18 protein-coding genes and 2 pseudogenes are annotated in these 18,078 nt (G+C 69.7%); 9 read left to right on the forward strand and 11 right to left on the reverse strand.

The window, feature by feature from the left end:
* The 3 genes and pseudogenes from aroE to AC2H6A_RS09995 all read right to left on the reverse strand — a co-directional run.
* Positions 1-373 (reverse strand): annotated as a pseudogene (aroE, locus tag AC2H6A_RS09985) (shikimate dehydrogenase); the annotation flags it as partial.
* Positions 370-1,260: an energy transducer TonB gene (locus AC2H6A_RS09990; RefSeq protein WP_484273103.1), complete on the reverse strand. Its 891-nt coding sequence runs from the start codon at positions 1,258-1,260 to the stop codon at positions 370-372. The gene AC2H6A_RS09990 and the pseudogene aroE, both read right to left, overlap by 4 nt.
* 14 nt (positions 1,261-1,274) lie before the next feature.
* Positions 1,275-3,365, reverse strand: coding sequence for an RNB domain-containing ribonuclease (locus AC2H6A_RS09995; RefSeq protein WP_484273105.1), 2,091 nt, complete (start codon positions 3,363-3,365; stop codon positions 1,275-1,277).
* A gap of 74 nt (positions 3,366-3,439) precedes the next feature.
* Between AC2H6A_RS09995 and AC2H6A_RS10000 the strand changes: the two genes are divergently transcribed.
* Positions 3,440-4,237 (forward strand): TIGR00266 family protein, encoded by a 798-nt coding sequence (locus tag AC2H6A_RS10000; protein WP_484273107.1) that lies wholly within the window; start codon positions 3,440-3,442, stop codon positions 4,235-4,237.
* 104 nt (positions 4,238-4,341) lie between these two features.
* On the opposite strand, the gene fabG is transcribed toward AC2H6A_RS10000, so the two are convergent.
* Genes fabG through mpl form a run of 3 tightly spaced genes read right to left on the reverse strand, consistent with a single transcriptional unit; the run spans position 4,342 to position 7,095 of the window.
* Positions 4,342-5,094 carry a 3-oxoacyl-ACP reductase FabG gene (gene fabG / locus AC2H6A_RS10005; protein WP_484273109.1) on the reverse strand — a complete coding sequence of 251 codons (753 nt, stop codon included), beginning with the start codon at positions 5,092-5,094 and terminating at the stop codon, positions 4,342-4,344.
* 20 nt (positions 5,095-5,114) lie between these two features.
* On the reverse strand, positions 5,115-5,735 hold the full coding sequence (locus AC2H6A_RS10010; protein ID WP_484273112.1) for a YqiA/YcfP family alpha/beta fold hydrolase: 621 nt from the start codon (positions 5,733-5,735) through the stop codon (positions 5,115-5,117).
* Positions 5,725-7,095, reverse strand: coding sequence for a UDP-N-acetylmuramate:L-alanyl-gamma-D-glutamyl-meso-diaminopimelate ligase (mpl, locus tag AC2H6A_RS10015; RefSeq protein ID WP_484273115.1), 1,371 nt, complete (start codon positions 7,093-7,095; stop codon positions 5,725-5,727). Before mpl ends, AC2H6A_RS10010 begins: the two co-directional genes overlap by 11 nt.
* Positions 7,096-7,138: 43 nt before the next feature.
* Here mpl and AC2H6A_RS10020 point away from each other — a divergent pair, with 43 nt between their 5' ends.
* The 8 genes from AC2H6A_RS10020 to AC2H6A_RS10055 all read left to right on the forward strand — a co-directional run bounded on the left by AC2H6A_RS10020 (position 7,139) and on the right by AC2H6A_RS10055 (position 14,444).
* The gene (locus tag AC2H6A_RS10020; RefSeq protein WP_484273117.1) at positions 7,139-7,729 is read left to right on the forward strand and encodes a hypothetical protein; all 591 of its coding nucleotides are present in this window, start codon (positions 7,139-7,141) and stop codon (positions 7,727-7,729) included.
* Positions 7,726-8,286 (forward strand): TlpA family protein disulfide reductase, encoded by a 561-nt coding sequence (locus tag AC2H6A_RS10025; protein WP_484273119.1) that lies wholly within the window; start codon positions 7,726-7,728, stop codon positions 8,284-8,286. The genes AC2H6A_RS10020 and AC2H6A_RS10025 overlap by 4 nt, the downstream gene beginning before the upstream one ends.
* A gap of 75 nt (positions 8,287-8,361) precedes the next feature.
* Positions 8,362-8,805: a type II 3-dehydroquinate dehydratase gene (aroQ, locus tag AC2H6A_RS10030; RefSeq protein WP_484273121.1), complete on the forward strand. Its 444-nt coding sequence runs from the start codon at positions 8,362-8,364 to the stop codon at positions 8,803-8,805.
* A gap of 20 nt (positions 8,806-8,825) precedes the next feature.
* A complete protein-coding gene (gene accB, locus AC2H6A_RS10035; RefSeq protein ID WP_484273122.1) occupies positions 8,826-9,284 on the forward strand; it encodes an acetyl-CoA carboxylase biotin carboxyl carrier protein in 459 nt (152 codons plus the stop codon).
* Positions 9,285-9,291: 7 nt separating this feature from the next.
* Entirely contained in the window at positions 9,292-10,653 is a 1,362-nt protein-coding gene (gene accC, locus AC2H6A_RS10040) for an acetyl-CoA carboxylase biotin carboxylase subunit (protein ID WP_484273125.1), read from the forward strand.
* A gap of 45 nt (positions 10,654-10,698) precedes the next feature.
* A complete protein-coding gene (prmA, locus tag AC2H6A_RS10045) occupies positions 10,699-11,598 on the forward strand; it encodes a 50S ribosomal protein L11 methyltransferase (RefSeq protein WP_484273127.1) in 900 nt (299 codons plus the stop codon).
* 10 nt (positions 11,599-11,608) lie between these two features.
* Complete coding sequence (locus tag AC2H6A_RS10050) at positions 11,609-13,456, forward strand: DUF3426 domain-containing protein (protein WP_484273130.1); 1,848 nt, start codon at positions 11,609-11,611, stop codon at positions 13,454-13,456.
* A gap of 46 nt (positions 13,457-13,502) precedes the next feature.
* Entirely contained in the window at positions 13,503-14,444 is a 942-nt protein-coding gene (locus AC2H6A_RS10055) for a carbohydrate kinase family protein (RefSeq protein WP_484273132.1), read from the forward strand.
* Here AC2H6A_RS10055 and AC2H6A_RS10060 read toward each other — a convergent pair.
* The 5 genes and pseudogenes from AC2H6A_RS10060 to AC2H6A_RS10080 all read right to left on the reverse strand — a co-directional run.
* Positions 14,423-14,794 carry a DUF167 domain-containing protein gene (locus AC2H6A_RS10060; RefSeq protein ID WP_484273134.1) on the reverse strand — a complete coding sequence of 124 codons (372 nt, stop codon included), beginning with the start codon at positions 14,792-14,794 and terminating at the stop codon, positions 14,423-14,425. The genes AC2H6A_RS10055 and AC2H6A_RS10060 overlap by 22 nt on opposite strands.
* A gap of 4 nt (positions 14,795-14,798) precedes the next feature.
* A complete protein-coding gene (locus AC2H6A_RS10065; RefSeq protein WP_484273135.1) occupies positions 14,799-15,350 on the reverse strand; it encodes a YggT family protein in 552 nt (183 codons plus the stop codon).
* Between the two features lie 104 nt (positions 15,351-15,454).
* Positions 15,455-15,922 carry a histone H1-like repetitive region-containing protein gene (locus AC2H6A_RS10070; protein ID WP_484273136.1) on the reverse strand — a complete coding sequence of 156 codons (468 nt, stop codon included), beginning with the start codon at positions 15,920-15,922 and terminating at the stop codon, positions 15,455-15,457.
* Between the two features lie 290 nt (positions 15,923-16,212).
* Complete coding sequence (locus AC2H6A_RS10075; protein WP_484273137.1) at positions 16,213-17,388, reverse strand: ribonucleotide-diphosphate reductase subunit beta; 1,176 nt, start codon at positions 17,386-17,388, stop codon at positions 16,213-16,215.
* 202 nt (positions 17,389-17,590) lie between these two features.
* Positions 17,591-18,078 (reverse strand): annotated as a pseudogene (locus tag AC2H6A_RS10080) (ribonucleoside-diphosphate reductase subunit alpha); the annotation flags it as partial.

An 18,078-nucleotide genomic window follows, 5' to 3' on the forward strand; every position in this document is an offset into this window, starting at 1 on the left:
GGATGACCGGCATGCCGGCCAGCCCCAGGCGATGCCGCCCGGTGAGATCGCGCACCAGGCCGACGCCATCGGTGTTGTCGGCGCTGATGCCCTGCGCGTCGAAAATCAGGGTGTTGGCCGCCCCGGCCGCCTGCGCGCGCGCCGAGCGACGGGTGGCGAGCGCGAAGGCCTGCTCCTTGAAGGGCAGGGTGACATTCAGACCGCGGCCGCCGCCCACGGCAAAGCCCTGCACCACGGCCTCGAAGGCATCGCGCGGCGAGAACAGCGCCTGGTAGCAGATGTCCTGCCCGGTCTGCGCGGCGAAGGCCGTGTGGATGGCGGGCGAGCGGCTGTGCGCGATCGGGTTGCCGATCACCGCGTAGTGGTCGGTCATCGGGAGGGCTCGGGGGCGACCGCCTCGGTGGCGATGCCCTCGCGGGTGAAGGTCCAGGTGCGCACGATCTGCAGGATGTCGCCCTCGCGGGCCATCTCGGGGGGGAAGCGCGGATAGGGCGAGCCGGCATAGACGATGTCGCGCACCGCCCGGTTGAGCACCTCGTGCGGCGACTTGCGGTTCAGGATGACATCGACCACGTTGCCGTGGCGGTCGATCTCCACGGTGATCACCATCGAGCCATAGAGGCGCCCGCGCGCCTGCGGCGGGTAGCGCTCGGTGCCCAGGCGTTCGATGCGCGCGGCCCAGTCGGCCACATACTGGGCGTAGGCCGCGCCCTGGGCGTTGATGCCGAAGGTGAGGCGCCGGGGCCGCTTGTTGTAGTCGGAGATCTGCTTGTCGATCTGCGCCTGCAGGCGCGAGATGGCACGCTCGACCTCGATCGGGTCGTCGCCCGCGCGCAGCGGCGAGGGCTCGGCCACGGTGCGGTCGCGCGGGGGCGCCGGATTCTCGCCGCGGGCGAGAGCCGACAGCCAGCGCTGGCGCTCCTCGAGCGCCTGGATGCGACGGCGCTGCTCGACCAGGTCCTCGGCGTCGATGACCTGCCGGTCAGCCTTGAGCGGCGAGCGCGCCCGGCCCTGCTCGTGCTCGCCGCCGGCCGACATGTCGGCCTGGGCGATGACATCGGCCTTGTCGGGGCGCTGGGCGGTGCGGGCATTGATCAGCACCACCTCGAGGCGGGAGTCCTGGGGCGCGAAGCGAAAGGGCTCGGGCGGCGCGAAACGCAGGGCGAGCAGCAGTCCATGCAGCAGCACCGAGGCCACGATGCCCAGGGTGAGCGGGTCTCGCAGCGAGACCGGCCAGCGGGAGGCAGCGAGAGCGCTCACGGCCTGCACCGGGTTCAGGATCCGCCCGGGGGCGGCGGGGACGCCATGGCAACCATGGCAGGGTCGTCCGAGGGCTGGGCCGCCCGATGGTCTGGCTGCTCCCCGGAGCCCACGCCGACGCCGTCCGGGGCGCGAGCCTCATCCGCTCCCGCAGCGAGCGACTCGGCCTGCTCGTCGGAGCCTTCGGCCGCCTCGGTTGCGGTCTCCTCGGCAAGCCAGGCCTCCTGGCCGGCCGCGGCCTCATCGGTGCCCTCGATGAGCTCGACGAAGCGCGCCGACAGGGCGAGCTCGAGCTCGTCGCGCTCCAGGATGTCGATGAGAATGCGACGTCCCGGCGCCAGCGCCGGCAGGTCGGCAAGCCGGAGCACGAAAGGCACCGGCGCAAGCCGGACCAGATCATCGCGGATGACCACCGCCTCGAGACGGCTGACCGACTCCTGGGCGAGCCAGCGCAGGCACCAGTAGCGCTCCATGCGCGACTGGATCTCGCCGTAGGCATCATGACGGGCGTCGAAGGCCGACAGGATGGCGAACAGGTCGGCATCGTTGGCGGCGTAGGGCGGCCGCTGACCGAGCGCCACCGCGATCAGCTGCCGCTGGTTGACCAGGTCGACATAGCGACGCAGCGGCGAGGTGGACCAGATGTACTGCGCCACCCCAAGTCCCTGGTGTGGCAGCGGATGGGTGCTCATGCGCACCCGCCCCATCTGCTGCGACCGGTACAGACCGGGTGCCCGATGCTCGGCAAGCAGGCGCCCCCACTCGCTGTTGGCCAGGATCATCATCTCGGCCACGATGCGGTCGAGCGGTGCGTCACGGCGACGCTGCACGATGCGCACCCGGCCGTCCTCGACATAGAAGCTGAAATCGGTGCGAAACCGCGCCTCGGGACGGCCGCGCACCCGGTCGCGCTCGGCACTCAGGCCCAGGGTGAGCCGCCAGAGCACCCGCAGCGCGTCGGCCATGGGGAAATGCGCCGAGGGGTCCTGCAGCGCGGCCTCGGTGACCTGGTCGTCGAGGCGATCATGGCGCAGATTGGCCACCACGCGGATGCGCTCGACGCAGGTGCGGCGCGCGACGATGCCGGTGCCCGCTGCGTCGAGATCGCAGTACAGGGAGAGCACGGCCCGCTCGCAGCCCTCGTCGAGCGAGAACGGCCGGATCGCCGACTCGGGCAGCATGGTGATCTTGTCGCCGGGCATGTACACCGTGGACATCCGCTCGCGGGCAATCTCGTCGAGCGCGTCGCCGCGCGCCCCGGCCAGCGCCGGCGCGGCGATGTGGATGCCCACGCGCAGGCCGCCCTCGGGCAACTGCTGCACCGAGAGACAGTCGTCGATCTCGGTGGTGGTGGAGTCGTCGATGGAGAAGGCCGGCGCCGGCGACAGCGGCAGATCGGCCGGCGGGTCGGCCGGCTGCAGGCCGGCCGGAAAGCCGCGCCCGGCGGGGAAGTGCTCGCGCTCGAAGAGCGCGAGGTGCAGCGCGCCGGCATCGGCAAACAGGCCCCGCTCGAGGAGCAGGCGGGCTGGCGGCAGCTTGAGCGCGGCGCAGGCCTGATCGAGCGCGCGCCATTCCAGCGACTGCTTGTCGGGGCGCACCAGCAGTCCGGTGCCGGCGGCGGCGATCGCGGGCGGCAGGCTGCCCTGGATGAGCGCCTGCGCCATGTCGGCGATGGCCGCTTCCTGGGCACGGCGGCGCTCGACCGCAGCCAGTGCCAGCCGCACCGTCTCGGCGGGCGCCGGCCGGAACCGGCCGCGGCCCTTGCGATGGAAATAGATGGGCGCGGCGGCGAGCTTGATCAGCACGCCCGCCGACTGCACCGCGCTGGGCGTGCCGCCGAAGTACTCGCCGGCGAGATCGCCGAAGCCGAACTCATCCTGCGGCGCGCACTCCCAGAGGAAGTCGACATCGATGCCGCCGGCCACCGCCTGCGCCGCCGGCATGAGGTCGGCCGCGGTCGGGCTCTCGAAGCGCAGCAGCACCTGGGCGCTCTTCACCTTGGTGCGGCGGCCGGAGACATGCTCCACCTGCAGGCTGGCGCCGGCGTCGGAGAGCACCGTGGCGGCCTTCAGGCCGCCGTCTTCCTCGAAGAGCACATGCGTCATGACCCTGCTGATTATATGCCGCTAGAATCCGCGCTCTTCGGCCTGCAGGGCCTGCCATCAGGGAGACAGCGATCATGGCCATGGATGTCATCGACTACCGGATCATCGGCGCCGAGATGCAGTTCGTCGAGGTGGAACTCGACCCAGGCGAAGCCATGGTCGGCGAGGCCGGCAGCCTGATGTACATGGAAGACGGCATCGACATGGACACCGTGTTCGGCGACGGCTCGGGCGGCGGTGGCGGCGGCCTGTTCGGCAAGCTGCTCGGCGCCGGCAAGCGCCTGCTCACCGGCGAATCGCTGTTCACCACGGTGTACGAGAACCGGGCCTCGCTCAAGCGGAAGGTGGCCTTTGCTTCGCCCTACCCCGGCAAGATCATCGCGGTCGACCTGCGCCAGGTGGGCGGCCGGCTGATCGCCCAGAAGGATTCCTTCCTGTGCGCCGCGCGCGGGGTGTCCCTGGGCATCGCCTTCCAGCAGAAGCTCTCGGCCGGCTTCTTCGGCGGCGAGGGCTTCATCATGCAGAAGCTCGAGGGCGACGGCATCGCCTTCGTGCACTCGGGGGGCACGGTGGTCAAGCGCGAGCTGGCTGCCGGCGAGACCCTGCGGGTGGACACCGGCTGTCTGGTGGCGCTGGCCGGCGGGGTGGACTTCGACATCCAGTATGTGGGCAAGGTCAAGACCGCGCTGTTCGGCGGCGAGGGCCTGTTCCTCGCGGTGCTGCGCGGGCCGGGCACGGTCTGGCTGCAGTCGCTGCCCTTCTCGCGGCTGGCCTCGCGCATCTTCGCGGCCGCGCCACAGATGGGCGGATCGCGCGAGCAGGGTTCGGTGCTCGGCGGCCTGGGCAACATCCTCGACGGCGACGACGACTGAGTTCCGGGCGGATCGAGGATGGGCGCGGCGCGGCCGGCGCCCGGCCACCGGCGGGCTTGGCGCAGCGCGCCGGCCGGCCCGGCGGGCCCCGATCCCGGAACCCGTCAGAGCATGATGCCGCCCGAGACCTCGATCACCGCGCCATTGATGTAGCTCGCGTCGTCGCTGGCCAGGAAGGCGTACACCGCGGCGATCTCCTCGGGTTTGCCCAGCCGGCCCACCGGCACCTTGTCGACCATCTTCTGCAGCACCGGCTGCGGGATGCTCTTCAGGATGGGGGTCTCGACGAAGCCGGGGCACACCGCCGCCACCCGGATGCCCTGCGGCCCCAGTTCGCGGGCCCAGGTCTTGGTGAAGCCGATCACGCCGGCCTTGGTGGCAGCATAGTTGGTCTGCCCGAAGTTGCCGTACAGGCCCACCACGGACGACGCGTTGATGATGACGCCCGCGCGCCGCTCGGTCATCACCCGCACCACCGCCTGGGTGAACTCGAACACGCCCTTGAGGTTGACGCCGATCACCTGGTCGAACTGGGCGTCGGACATCTTCACCAGACGCGCGTCCTGGGTGATGCCGGCATTGTTGAGCAGCACATCGATGCGGCCCCAGCGCGCCACCACCGCCGCCACCAGGGCATCGATCGCAACGCGGTCGGTCACATCCACCACGCCGGGCAGGATGCGCTCGCCAGCGCCCTCGTCGGCCGTCGCCAGCTCCTCGCAGGCGGCGGCCACGCGCGCCGGCGAGATGTCGGCCACCACCACCCGGGCGCCCTCGGCGAGGAAGCGCCGCGCGGTGGCCAGACCGATGCCGCCGGCCGCGCCGGTGATGATCGCCACCCGATCCTGAAGTCTCATCTGCTGTCCATTCATGCTCGTCACGCAGGAAGGGGCCGGTCGGTCGGCCCGGTGATGCCGGCAAAGCCCAGGACTTCGTCCTGGTACGCGGCGAAGTCCGACAGCCCGTGATCGCTGCCGGAGATGATCCGGTGCCGGGCACCAGGGTAGTGGGCCACCATGTCACGCCAGTCGAGCAGTTCATCGCCGGTGGCCGCCACCAGGAAGTAGCGCTCGGGCCGGGTGATCGCGTTCACCTCGAGGGCGCGCAGCTCGTCGAGATGCCGCGGCTCGAGGACCATGGAGCCGCCGCCATGCCAGAGCGGCTGCTCGCCGAGATAGGCGGCGAGCCCCGCTGCCGGCCGCACCGCCGGGTTCAGCAGGACCGCGCGGCAGCCGATGCGCTCGGCCAGCCAGGTGGCATAGAAGCCGCCCAGGGAGCTGCCGATCAGGGTATCGGCCGGGGTGAGGCTAACGAGCACACCGGCCACCGCCTCGGCCGGCGACACCGGCAGGGCCGGGCAGTCGAACTGGGTGCTGCGCCCGAGCTCGGCCATGCGACGGGTGAGCAGTTGCGCCTTGAACGACTTCGGCGAGGAACGAAAGCCGTGCAGGTAGATGACGCGGGGATCGCGGCCGCCGCCGGCGCAATCAGGTGCCATCGGCCCGCGCGAGTTCGGCCAGCAGCCTGGCATGGATGCCCCCGAAACCGCCGTTGCTCATGACCAGCACCGAGTCGCCCGGGCGGGCCTCGGCGGCGATCGCGGCAGCCAGCGCGGCGGGATCGTGTCCGATGCGGACCCGCTCGCCGAGCGGCGCCAGGGCCTCGCCGACATCCCAGTCGATGCCGCCGGCATGGCAGAAGACCAGGTCTGCCTCGCGCAGGCTCTCGGCCAGGCGCGACTTCATCGCGCCGAGCTTCATGGTGTTGGAGCGCGGCTCGAGCACCGCCAGGATGCGCTCGCCAGACGCCAGCCGGGCACGCAGGCCGGCCACGGTGGTGGCGATGGCGGTGGGGTGGTGGGCGAAATCGTCGTAGACCGCAACACCGCGCTCGCGCCCGCGCAGCTCGAGCCGCCGGCGCACCCCTTCGAAGCCGGCCACCGCCTCGATCGCGGCGGTCGCCGGCACCCCGGCATGCACCGCCGCGGCAATCGCCGCCAGGGCATTGCTGCGGCTGTGTTCGCCCGGCAGGGTGAGCTGCGCCTCGCCGAGGCACTCGCCGCGCAGGCAGACCTCGAAGCGGGAGGCCTGCGCGGTCTCGTGCACCGCGCCGAGGTGCCAGCCCTCGCGCACCCCGAAGGCCTCGCGCTCGCTCCACAGGCCGCGGGCGAGCACCCGGGCGAGCGCGGCGTCGGTGCCGTTGACGATCACCCGGCCAGAACGCGGCAGGGTTCGTACCAGGTGATGGAATTGCGTCTCGATAGCCGCAAGATCAGGGAAGATATCGGCGTGATCGAACTCCAGGTTGTTCAGCACCGCGGTTCGGGGGCGGTAGTGGACGAACTTGGAGCGCTTGTCGAAGAAGGCAGTGTCGTACTCGTCGGCCTCGACCACGAACAGCGGCGAGTCGCCGAGCCGGGCCGACACCGGGAAGTTGCGCGGCAGGCCACCGATCAGGAAGCCGGGCTGCCGGCCCTGCGCCTCGAGGATCCAGGCCAGCAGGCTGGCGGTGGTGGTCTTGCCGTGGGTGCCGGCCACGCCCAGCACCCAGCGCCCGCGCAGCACCTGCTCGGCCAGCCACTGGGGACCGGAAACATAGGCATCGCCGGCATCGAGGATGGCCTCCATGAGCGGGTTGCCGCGCGAGACCACGTTGCCGATCACGAACAGGTCGGGACGCAGCGCGCGCTGCGCCGGGTCGTAGCCCTCGATCAGCTCGATGCCCAGCGCGCGGAGCTGGTCGCTCATGGGCGGATAGACATTGGCATCGCAACCGGTGACCCGCCAGCCGGCCTGCCGCGCGATGGCGGCCAGCCCGCCCATGAAGGTGCCGCAGATGCCCAGGACATGGATGTGCATGGGAGCGGCAGTGTACCCGAGCGGCCTCGGCTACCATGCCGCCATGAACGACTCCCGGGACAGCCTTCGGGCCGAGATCGCAGCCACCGCCGCGCGCTTCATCGCCGACGGCGGGCTCGACTACGCCAGCGCGCGGCGCAAGGCCGCGGCCGAGGTCGGGGAGGGTCGGCTGCCCAGAGGCAGCCTGCCCGACCATGACGAGATCGACGCCGCGCTGCGCGAGCACCTCGAGCTCTTCGACGAACAGCACGCCGAGCGGGTGCTCGCGCTGCGCGAGACAGCGCTCGCCCTCATGGCGCAGCTCGAGGCCTTCCGGCCGCTGGTCACCGGCGCGGCCTGGAAAGGCATCGCCGCGGAACACGCCCCGCTCCACCTGCAGCTCTTCGCCGACAACCCCAAGGAGGTGAGCTACTGGCTGCTCAACCAGGGCATCGACTTCGAGGTCGACACCATGACGCACTTCCAGGGTCGCGGCGAGGCCGAGGTGCTCGGCTTCCTCTGGCGCGACACGCCGGTGATGCTGTCGCTGCACGAACCCGACGACCTGCGCGGCGCGCTGCGGCCGGGCGCCAGCGGCCCGGCACGAGGCGATCGCGCCGCGCTGGCCCGCCGCATGCGGGAAGACGCGACATGACCGGCGCGAGCGCTGCCCGCCGGGCCCTGATGGTGCTGGCTGCGCTCGGGGGCGTGGGCGGCGGCGCCTGGCTGGCCTGGCGCCGGCTCGCACCGGACGAAGCCGGCGCCGAGGCGGTGGGCCTGCTGCGCGGGCTGAGCCTGCCCGATGCCGAGGGTCAGCCCTTCGATCTCGGCCAGACCGCCGGCAGGACCCTGGTGCTGAACTTCTGGGCCACCTGGTGCCCGCCCTGCGTCGAGGAGATGCCGGAGCTTGCGGAGCTGCACACCGAGATTTCAGGCGCGCAAGGCATGGTGATCGGTATCGGCATCGATTCCCCCGTCAACATCCGCGAATTTGCGTCCAAGCGACGATTCCCCTATCCTCTTCTCGTCGGCGGCACCGGCGGCACCGAGCTTTCCAGGCGCTTTGGCAATACCAGCGGCGCCCTGCCCTTCACGGTGCTGATCGATCCCGCCGGGCAGGTGGTGCTGCGGGTGCTCGGCCGCATCCGCCTGCCGCAGCTGCGTGCCAGCGTCCTGCCCCTGCTGCGCAAACCTGCAGGCAAGTCCACTTAACTGAAGCCAAGTTCAGGCAACTCTGGACTTCAGCTCGGAATCCGGCGCATAATCCGCGTCCTGCAAGGAGCCGCCATGCTGGTCTGGGTGATCCACGGTCCGAACCTGAACATGCTCGGGGTGCGTGAGCCGGGCATTTACGGCGCCGCCACGCTTGCCGACATCAACCGGGACCTCGCCGCACAGGCGCAGGCCGCAGGCATCGGGTTCGAGGCATTCCAGTCAAACCATGAAGGCGCGCTCGTCGACCGCATCCAGCACGCCCACCAGGCCGGCGTCGACTTCATCCTGATCAATCCCGGTGCCTACACGCACACCAGCGTCGCCATCCGCGATGCGCTTGCCGCCGTGGCCGTGCCCTTCATCGAGGTTCACCTCAGCAACATCCACCGCCGCGAAGCCTTCCGGCAACACTCCTATCTGTCGGAACTCGCGGTGGGCGTGATCGCCGGGCTCGGCCCGGCAGGCTACGGCTATGCCCTGCAGCACGCCCTGCGCCACGGCGCGCGGGCCGGCTGAACTCTCTGAAAGTGCTTTCCATGGACCTGCGAAAACTCAAGACCCTGATCGACCTGGTGGCCGAGTCCGGCATCGCCGAACTCGAGATCACCGAAGGCGACGGCAAGGTACGCATCGTGAAGGGGCTGGCCCCGGGCGCCGCGCAGCCGATGATGCAGCCCATGGCGCCGGCCGTGGCCAGCGCGCCGGTGGTGGCCGCCGCCCCGGCCCCCGCCCCCGCGGCCGAGCCGGCCCCCGCGCCGGCGGCGCATCGGGTGAAGTCTCCCATGGTCGGCACCTTCTACCGTTCGGCGCAGCCGGGGGCCGAGCCGTTCGTCACCGTGGGCTCCACGGTCCGCGAGGGCGACACCCTGTGCATCATCGAAGCCATGAAGCTGCTGAACGAGATCGAGTCCGACAAGTCGGGCACGGTCAAGGCGATCCTCGTCGAGAACGGCCAGCCGGTGGAATACGGCCAGCCGCTGTTCGAGATCGAGTGATCCCGGCATGTTCGAGAAGATCCTCATCGCCAACCGGGGCGAGATCGCGCTGAGAATCCAGCGCGCCTGCCGGGAACTCGGCATCAAGACCGTGGTCGTCCACTCCGAGGCCGACACCGAAGCCAAGTATGTGAAGCTCGCCGACGAGTCGGTGTGCATCGGCCCTGCGCCGTCGCGCGACAGCTATCTGAACATCCCGGCGATCATCAGCGCCGCCGAGGTGACCGACGCCGAGGCCATCCATCCGGGCTACGGATTTCTGTCGGAGAACGCCGATTTCGCCGAACGGGTGGAAAAGAGCGGCTTCGTCTTCATCGGTCCGCGCCCGGAGTCGATCCGCACCATGGGCGACAAGGTCTCGGCCAAGGACGCCATGCGCAAGGCCGGCGTGCCGGTGGTACCTGGCTCCGAAGGTGCGCTGCCCGATGACCCGAAGGAGATCATCCGCATCGCGCGCTCCATCGGCTATCCGGTGATCATCAAGGCCGCCGGCGGCGGCGGCGGCCGGGGCATGCGGGTGGTGCACACCGAGGCCGCCCTGAACAACGCCGTCACCATGACCCGCACCGAGGCCCAGAGCGCCTTCGGCAATCCCTCGGTGTACATGGAGAAGTTCCTCGAGAACCCGCGCCACATCGAGATCCAGGTGCTGGCCGACGAGTTCCGCAACGCGGTCTATCTCGGTGAGCGGGACTGCTCCATGCAGCGCCGGCACCAGAAGATCCTCGAGGAGGCGCCCGCCCCCGGCGTTGCCCGGCGGCTGATCGACAAGATCGGGCTGCGCTGCGCGGAGGCCTGCAAGAAGATGGGCTACCGCGGCGCCGGCACCTTCGAATTCCTGTTCGAGGACGGCGAGTTCTACTTCATCGAGATGAACACCCGGGTGCAGGTGGAGCACCCGGTCACCGAACTGATCACCGGGCTCGACATCGTGCAGCAGCAGATCCGCATCGCCGCCGGCGAGCGGCTCACGCTGCGCCAGCGCGATGTGATGCTGCGTGGGCATGCGATCGAGTGCCGCATCAATGCCGAGCACCCGTTCCAGTTCACGCCCTCGCCCGGGCGCATCACCACCTGGCATCCGCCCGGTGGCCCCGGCATCCGGGTCGACTCCCATGCCTACGCGAACTACCTGGTCCCGCCGCACTACGACTCGATGATCGCGAAGGTGCTGGCCTATGGCGACACCCGCGAGCAGGCGATCCGACGCATGCAGATCGCGCTCTCCGAGATGGCGGTCGAGGGCATCCTGACCAACATCGCGCTGCACCGCGAGCTCATGGCCGATGCCAGCTTCGTGGCGGGCGGCACCTCCATCCACTACCTGGAGCGCAAGCTCGCCAAGCGCAAGGTCGCGCAGGGCGGCTGAGCGCTGCGGCCCGGCGGGCAGGCGCCGCGTTCATTCGAGACATTGATGGCCTTCTGGCGGGAACTGGTCTTCACCGTACCGGCCGGGCAGGTCGACGCCTGGTCCGATGCGCTGCTCGATGCCGGCGCGCTCTCGGTGCAGGCCGAGGATGCCGACGCCGACTCGCCCGACGAGCAGGCGATCTTCGGCGAGCCCGGCATGCCGGCGCCGCAGCCGGGGTGGCAGCGCACCCGGTTGCGGGCACTGCTGGCCGAAGGCGCGGCTGCGCAAGCACTGCTGCAGGCGGCGGCCGACGCACTCGGCGCACCGCTCCCCGCCGATCTGAGCATCGCACAGTTCGACGACCAGGACTGGGTGCGCGCCTCGCAGGCGCAGTTCGAGCCGATCCCGATCGGCGAGCGGCTGGTGATCACGCCCACCTGGCATCTCGATGCACCGCTGGCCTCCGGGGTGACCCGGCTGGTGCTCGACCCCGGCCTGGCCTTCGGGACCGGCAGCCACCCCACCACCCGGATGTGTCTGGGCTGGCTGTCGCGCGAGCTGGCGCCGGGAACGCGGGTCATCGATTACGGTTGCGGCTCGGGCATCCTGGCAATCGCCGCGGCGCTGCTCGGCGCGCAGGAGGTGGTGGCCACCGACATCGATCCGCAGGCCCTGACCAGCACGGCCGACAATGCCCTGGCCAATCAGGTCAGCGTGCAGGTGCAACCCACGTCGGCACCGCTGGCGCCAGCCGATGTGGTGCTCGCCAACATCCTGGCCAATCCGCTGAAGGTGCTGGCGCCCGCACTGGTTGCGCTCCTGCGCCCCGGCGCCACCCTGGTGCTGGCCGGACTGCTGGAGCGGCAGGTCGAGGAGGTCTCTGCCTGCTATCCCGAGGTGGACCTGCGCGTGGCCGACTGCGTCGACGGCTGGGCTTGCCTGGCCGGCCGTCGCGTCCGATGATCGGGGCGCCATGGCCCTGGCCACCACCTGCCCCCGCTGCCAGACCGGCTTTCGGGTCGTTCCCGACCAGCTGAAGATCCGGCGGGGCCTGGTGCGCTGCGGCGCCTGCCGGCATGTGTTCTCGGGGCTGGATTCGCTGCGCTATGTGAATGAGCAGACCGATCTGGCGCCCGCGTCCGGGGTATCGGCACCTGAGGCGGTCACGCGGGAGGCTTCGATGGCACCGGTCGAGGCGGTAGCGCCCCTCGAGACGCCCGGCACCCCGAGCGCTATGGCTGCGGCACAGACCCTCACCCCGCCCCGAGCCCGCCCGCCCGGCGCAGCGCTGAGTGCGGAGCGCCTCGCGGCCGCCTACGGCAGCAGCAATCCTGATATCGCCGGGGACATCGCGTCGCAGGACGCCGCCCCGGTTGGCATGCCGGCACCCGCGCGCCCATCGGATCCCGATCTCAGGGCAGCGCTCGAGAGGGCTGCCAGGGACGAAACCGCATTCGAGGAGCCCGCATTCGGCGGCCCGGCCATGAGCAAGGCCGCGCGCAGCGAGCCGGGATCCGGCGCTGCCGTGCTCGACGATGCCGTGCTCGATGCTGCTGCCCTCGGCGCTGCGGCACCCGAGGATGCGTCAACCGAGGATGCAGCGCTGGATGCGGCGGCATTCGATGATGCGGCTGGCGGCGATGACGCGATGGCCGATACCGCGCTCGAACAGGCCGCCCTGGCCGAGGCTGCCCGACGCCGGTCATCATCGGCCGGCAGCCTGGATCGCCCGACCGATCTGGTTGTGCTCGAAGGACTCGAGGAACTCGACGATCTCGAGACCCTGAGCCTGCCCGACTATCTGCTCGAGCCGGAGGTACCGGCCGAGGTGCCGGGAAGCCCGCGCCCGACTGACAGCACCACTGACAGCCCTACTGACAGCCCTGCTGACAGCCCGGCAGACACACCAGCGGACGACCGCCGCGATGATGAGGCCCCGAGCGCCCCCGGTCCGGCCGACCGTAGCCCGTCCGGGTCATCGGCGGCCAAAGGCGAGGCGACATTCGCCGGCGAGCCCGGTGGGCAGGCTGCACGCGGGGGGCAGGCCGGGCTCGGAGGCCCCACGCAACCCGGGGGGCAGGCCGGACTCGGAGAACCCACGGAACGCGGGAGGCAATCCGAACCCGGCGAGATCGCCGACCGCGGGGGTGCCACCGAGGCCGGATCAGCCGGGCACCCGGCCCCCGAAGGTCCGGCGGGGGCCAGGCTGGGCGACGCCCCCGAAGCCTGGTCAGCCGCGCTGCTGGCGCCCGACCCCTCGGCAAGGCGGGCGCGCACCGGCGATGCCGGCGGCGGCCCCGAGGCGGTTGACTTCTTCGCAACGGCGGCTCGCGCCGGCGGTTTCGCGAGCCGCCGCAGCCTGTTTTCTGCCGTGCTGTGCATGGCGCTGAGCGTCAGCCTGGCCGTTCAGCTGACCCTGGCCGGCCGCGACTGGCTGGCCTCGCGCATCCCTGCCCTGGAGCCTGCGCTGAGCGCGCTGTCCGCCCTGGTCGGCCTTCGCGTTCAGGCGCCCCGCGAGCTCGATTCGCTCACGCTGGAATCCTTCGATGTCCAGAGCGGGGCCTCGCCGGACGCCCTGGTCATGGATCTCCTCATGCGCAACCGCGCTCCTCACCCGGTGCGCTGGCCAGCCATCGAGATGAGCCTCTCCGATGCCGCCGGCGTGCTGCTGGTGCGCAAGGTGGTGCTGCCCGCCGACTACCTCGGACCGAACACGCCACCGGTGGGCGCGCCCCCCAACCAGGAAACCGCGCTGCGGCTGGCGCTGCAGGCCACCGGCTTCGCGCCGGCCGGCTTCAGCCTGAAACTCTTCTATCCCTGAACCCGGCGCGCATGGCGCGCCCCATTGGCCCCCGGAGTCCTCCTTCATGCCCCAGCAGTCCATCCTGATCAGCGGCTCGGTCGCCTACGACACCATCATGGTGTTCGACGGGCACTTCAAGGATCACATCCTGCCCGACCGCGTCCACATGCTGAATGTCGCGTTCCTCACGCCCCGCCTGAAGCGCGAGTTCGGCGGCTGTGCCGCCAACATCGCCTACACGCTGCGCGGGCTGGGCGGCGCGCCGCTCATCCTGGCCACGGTCGGACAGGACGGCCGGGAGTACCTCGAGCGGCTCGGCGCGCTGGGCATCGACATCAGCCGGGTACGCCTGCTGCCGGAGTGCTACACCGCGCAGGCCTTCATCACCACCGACATGGCCGACAATCAGATCACCGCCTTCCACCCCGGCGCGATGAGCGAGGCCCACCAGGTGAGTGCACTGGGCGCAGGCGGCGCCTTCGGCATCGTGGCGCCCAACGGCAAGGCCGCCATGCAGACCCATGCCCGGGAATTCGCGCAGGACGGCGTGCCCTTCCTCTTCGATCCGGGTCAGGGACTGCCGATGTTCGACGGCGAGGAGCTGCGCGGCCTCATCAGCCAGGCCAGCGCCGTGGCGGTCAACGACTACGAGGCCGGGATGCTGGTCGAGCGCACCGGCTGGAGCGAGGCGGAGATTGCCTCGCGGGTTCAGGCGCTGGTCGTCACCCGCGGCGCCGAGGGCTGTCAGGTATGGAGTGCGGGGCGCTGCGAGACGGTCAGGGCGGCACCCATCTCGGCTGCCCTCGACCCGACCGGCTGCGGCGATGCGTTCCGAGGCGGACTGCTGTACGGTCTGGCCCAGGGCTGGGACTGGGTGCGCGCTGCCCGACTGGGCAGCGTGATGGGTGCGATCAAGATCGAGTCGCAGGGCGCGCAGAACCACACCGTCTCGCGCGACGCGGTCGCCGAGCGTCACGCACAGGCCTACGGCGCCCGGCCCTGGTGATCCGCCCGCTGGCGGCCGTCCTGGAGCAGTGCGGCCACCAGCTCGGCCGAAGACATCGGCGTGCGGACCCGCAGCCGCTTGCTGCGGGCAGTCTGTCCTGACTGCCACTCGAAAGCCCGTGTCGGCAGGCCAAGGCAGCCAGCAAACCAGTCGATCAATGCGGCATTGGCCTTGCCGTCGACCGCGGGCGCGGACACGCGCACCTTCAGGTAGTCACCGTGGGTTTCGGCGCCCGGCGCACCGCGGGCACCCGGCTGGGCGCGAACCGCGATCAGCCACTCCCCGGGCGTTCCCTGCAGCCACGCGGGCTGCGGCCCATCGCGGCACGGCTGCCCAGGGGCACGATTCACCGCGCTAGAAGAAGCGCAGCAGCGAGGCGAGCGCCGACTCCAGCAGCATCAGCAGCGCCTGGGCTGCCACCACGAGCAGCAGCGGCGAGAGATCGACCCCGCCGATGAGCGGCACGACCCGGCGGATCGGACCGAGGAAGCCTCGGGTGAGGTGATCGACGACCGGTGCCATGGGCGCATGCGGATTCACCCATGACAGCACGGCCTGCAGAAGCACCAGGCCGATGACCAGATAGATCGTCCACTTGCCGAGCCAGAACAGCCCGACCAGGATCACGCCGCCGGGCATCGGGCCACGGGCCAGCATCAGCGTGGAATAGATGAACGACAGCCCGAGGGCCAGCAGCAACCCGGCGGCGAGGCTGGCCCAGTGGACACGGCGCGAAGCTGGCAGCACCCGCTGCAGCGGCTTGACGATCCAGTCGGTCACCGCGAGCACGAACTGCATGATCGGATTGCGAGCCGAGAGTTGCTGCCACCAGGCGATCGCCCTGAGGACGCAGGCGGTGGCCAGCAGACTGCCGGCGGTTTCCAGGAGCAACCAGAGCGCGTTCACCATAGCGGCCGGAGTGTCTCACAGATGAAAAAACCCGCGCCATCGGGTGTGATGGACGCGGGTCAGCGCGACACCGGCCCTCACAGGCCGGCGGGCGGCTCGGGTCAGGGCTTGTTGCCGGTGGGGAAAGGCCAGGCTGCGGCAGGGTTGGCGGGGGCGGAGGCCACCGCAGGCGCCGCGCCCGCAGCCGCAGGCTGCGCAGCGGGTTTCTTGCCGGCTTTCCTGGCGGGCTTCTTGGCCGCAGGCTTTTTCGCCGCAGGCTTCTTGGCCGCCGCTTTCTTGGCGGCGGGTTTCTTCGCAGCAGCCTTCTTGGCGGCAGGCTTCTTCGCCGCGGCTTTCTTGGCGGCGGGCTTCTTCGCCGCGGCTTTCTTGGCGGCGGGCTTCTTCGCCGCGGGCTTCTTCGCCGCGGGCTTCTTGGCAGCAACGGGCTTCTTCGCCGCGGGCTTCTTGGCGGCGGCCGGCTTCTTCGCCGCAGGCTTCTTGGCGGCGGCCGGCTTCTTGGCGGCCGCCTTTTTCGCGGCGGGTTTCTTGGCGGCAGGCTTCTTCGCAGCTGCTTTGGTGGCGGTTGCCATGGGGAGAACTCCTCAGGTTGATGATGCCAACACGGAAACCCGTGACCGGGCGCCCCCGGCGCCAACAGGGCACGAGCCATTCATCGGCGCAAGAACCGCCGGGCATCCACCCCGGGCTCCTGCGCTAATGAATTCGGTACGGTGTGGGCGGCCGCAGGGCCACCGCATCACCGCTGGGATTCCAGACCGCCGCCCTGCCCGACGAGGCCAGTGGGCATCGTCCTGATTCAGGCAGCGGTCTGTCATCCGCTTAGTTCAATCCCTGAGCCGCGACCCCCAAGGCCGCTGCTTCAATCCCAGCTGAGCGCGCCACCGGTCTGGTACTCGGTGACGCGGGTCTCGAAGAAATTCTTTTCCTTCTTCAGATCGATCATCTCGCTCATCCAGGGGAAGGGGTTGTCCTCCTGGGGGAACATCGGATCGAGACCGATCTGCTGCGCACGACGATTGGCGATGAAGCGCAGATAGGCCTTGAACATGGACGCGTTCAGACCGAGCACACCACGCGGCATGGTGTCTTCGGCATAGGCGTACTCGAGTTCGACCGCTTGCAGGAACAGCTCGCGGATCTCGGCGCGGAACTGCGGCGTCCAGAGATGCGGATTTTCGAGCTTGATGGTGTTGATCAGATCGATGCCGAAGTTGCAGTGCATCGACTCGTCACGAAGGATGTACTGGTACTGCTCGGCGGCGCCGGTCATCTTGTTCTGACGACCCAGGGCGAGGATCTGCACGAAGCCCACATAGAAGAACAGGCCTTCCATGAGGCAGGCGAACACGATCAGCGACTTGAGCAGCTTCTGATCGTTCTCGGGCGTGCCGGTGACGAAATCCGGGTTGGTGAGGGTATCGATGAACGGGATGAGGAACTCGTCCTTGTCCCGGATGGACTTGACCTCGTGGTAGGCATTGAAGACCTCGCCCTCATCGAGCCCGAGCGACTCGACAATGTACTGGTAGGCGTGGGTGTGGATCGCTTCCTCGAAGGCCTGGCGCAGCAGGAACTGGCGGCACTCGGGAGCGGTGATGTGACGATAGGTGCCGAGAACGATGTTGTTGGCGGCCAGGGAATCAGCCGTGACGAAGAAGCCGAGATTGCGGCGCACCAGCCGGCGTTCATCTTCGGTGAGACCGTTGGGATCCTTCCAGAGCGCGATGTCGCGACTCATGCTCACTTCCTGCGGCATCCAGTGATTGGCGCAGGTGGCGAGGTACTTGTCCCAGGCCCATTTGTACTTGAAGGGCACCAGCTGATTGACATCGGACGCGCCGTTGATGATGCGCTTGTCCTCGACCCGGACGCGGCGGTTCGTGTTGACCTCGGACTGGGTCGATGCGACAGGAGCGGCGGGGACTTCAGCGGCGCGGGGAGCGAAGGCGGCGGCAGCGATCGCACTGGCGGCCATCGGCGCGGGCATGGCCGGGCGGGCCGGCTTGATGGAGGGAGAATCTTCCCAGGAAAGCATTTAAGGTCTCGCTTCAAATCTGGCTGCTAAGCCGTTGTCTTGCCGCGAGATTCCGCCGTTATTCACAGACGGAATCTTATGACGGCTGTGGATGCCCCGCAACGATTTCGTCACGGTGTCTTGACATTGGCCTGGGGTTTGTCGGGGTCCGAACAACAGTTCGCCCGGATCCCGAGACAGCGGATACCTGATCCGCTGCCGTTCACTGGCACGCCTCGCAGGTGGGATCGTCGATCGCGCAGAACTTCGGCGCCTCTTCGGCCACCGGTGCCGAGGCCGATGCACCGTAGCTGAAGCCCCCGGCATGACCATCGGCCGACACCGCATTGAGCTGGCCGATGCGATCGGAGGTGGACTTCTCGGCACTGGTGGCGCCCAGGGTACGCAGGTAGTAGGTGGTCTTGAGCCCGCGCAGCCAGGCCAGCGAGTAGGTGTCATGCAGACGCTTGCCCGAGGCGCCCGCCATGTAGATGTTGAGCGACTGGGCCTGGTCGATCCACTTCTGCCGGCGCGCAGCCGCTTCGACCAGCCAGGACGGGTCGATCTCGAAGGCGGTGGCATAGATGGCGCGCAGTTCGGCCGGGATGCGGTCGATGCGTGCGAGCGAGCCGTCATAGAACTTCAGGTCGGCAATCATGACCTCGTCCCACAGCCCGAGACGCTTGAGGTCGCGGACCAGATAGTCATTGA

This window comes from Quisquiliibacterium sp. (assembly GCF_982640115.1).

What these genes read in the sequence shown, in the direction of transcription:
- AC2H6A_RS09995 (WP_484273105.1), bottom strand. Translation starts at nt 3,365, where the DNA reads ATGACGCATGTGCTCTTCGAGGAAGACGGCGGCCTGAAGGCCGCCACG.
- AC2H6A_RS10000 (WP_484273107.1), top strand. Translation starts at nt 3,440, where the DNA reads ATGGCCATGGATGTCATCGACTACCGGATCATCGGCGCCGAGATGCAG.
- fabG (WP_484273109.1), bottom strand. Translation starts at nt 5,094, where the DNA reads ATGAGACTTCAGGATCGGGTGGCGATCATCACCGGCGCGGCCGGCGGC.
- AC2H6A_RS10010 (WP_484273112.1), bottom strand. Translation starts at nt 5,735, where the DNA reads ATGGCACCTGATTGCGCCGGCGGCGGCCGCGATCCCCGCGTCATCTAC.
- mpl (WP_484273115.1), bottom strand. Translation starts at nt 7,095, where the DNA reads ATGCACATCCATGTCCTGGGCATCTGCGGCACCTTCATGGGCGGGCTG.
- AC2H6A_RS10020 (WP_484273117.1), top strand. Translation starts at nt 7,139, where the DNA reads ATGAACGACTCCCGGGACAGCCTTCGGGCCGAGATCGCAGCCACCGCC.
- AC2H6A_RS10025 (WP_484273119.1), top strand. Translation starts at nt 7,726, where the DNA reads ATGACCGGCGCGAGCGCTGCCCGCCGGGCCCTGATGGTGCTGGCTGCG.
- aroQ (WP_484273121.1), top strand. Translation starts at nt 8,362, where the DNA reads ATGCTGGTCTGGGTGATCCACGGTCCGAACCTGAACATGCTCGGGGTG.
- accB (WP_484273122.1), top strand. Translation starts at nt 8,826, where the DNA reads ATGGACCTGCGAAAACTCAAGACCCTGATCGACCTGGTGGCCGAGTCC.
- accC (WP_484273125.1), top strand. Translation starts at nt 9,292, where the DNA reads ATGTTCGAGAAGATCCTCATCGCCAACCGGGGCGAGATCGCGCTGAGA.
- prmA (WP_484273127.1), top strand. Translation starts at nt 10,699, where the DNA reads ATGGCCTTCTGGCGGGAACTGGTCTTCACCGTACCGGCCGGGCAGGTC.
- AC2H6A_RS10050 (WP_484273130.1), top strand. Translation starts at nt 11,609, where the DNA reads ATGGCCCTGGCCACCACCTGCCCCCGCTGCCAGACCGGCTTTCGGGTC.
- AC2H6A_RS10055 (WP_484273132.1), top strand. Translation starts at nt 13,503, where the DNA reads ATGCCCCAGCAGTCCATCCTGATCAGCGGCTCGGTCGCCTACGACACC.
- AC2H6A_RS10070 (WP_484273136.1), bottom strand. Translation starts at nt 15,922, where the DNA reads ATGGCAACCGCCACCAAAGCAGCTGCGAAGAAGCCTGCCGCCAAGAAA.
- AC2H6A_RS10075 (WP_484273137.1), bottom strand. Translation starts at nt 17,388, where the DNA reads ATGCTTTCCTGGGAAGATTCTCCCTCCATCAAGCCGGCCCGCCCGGCC.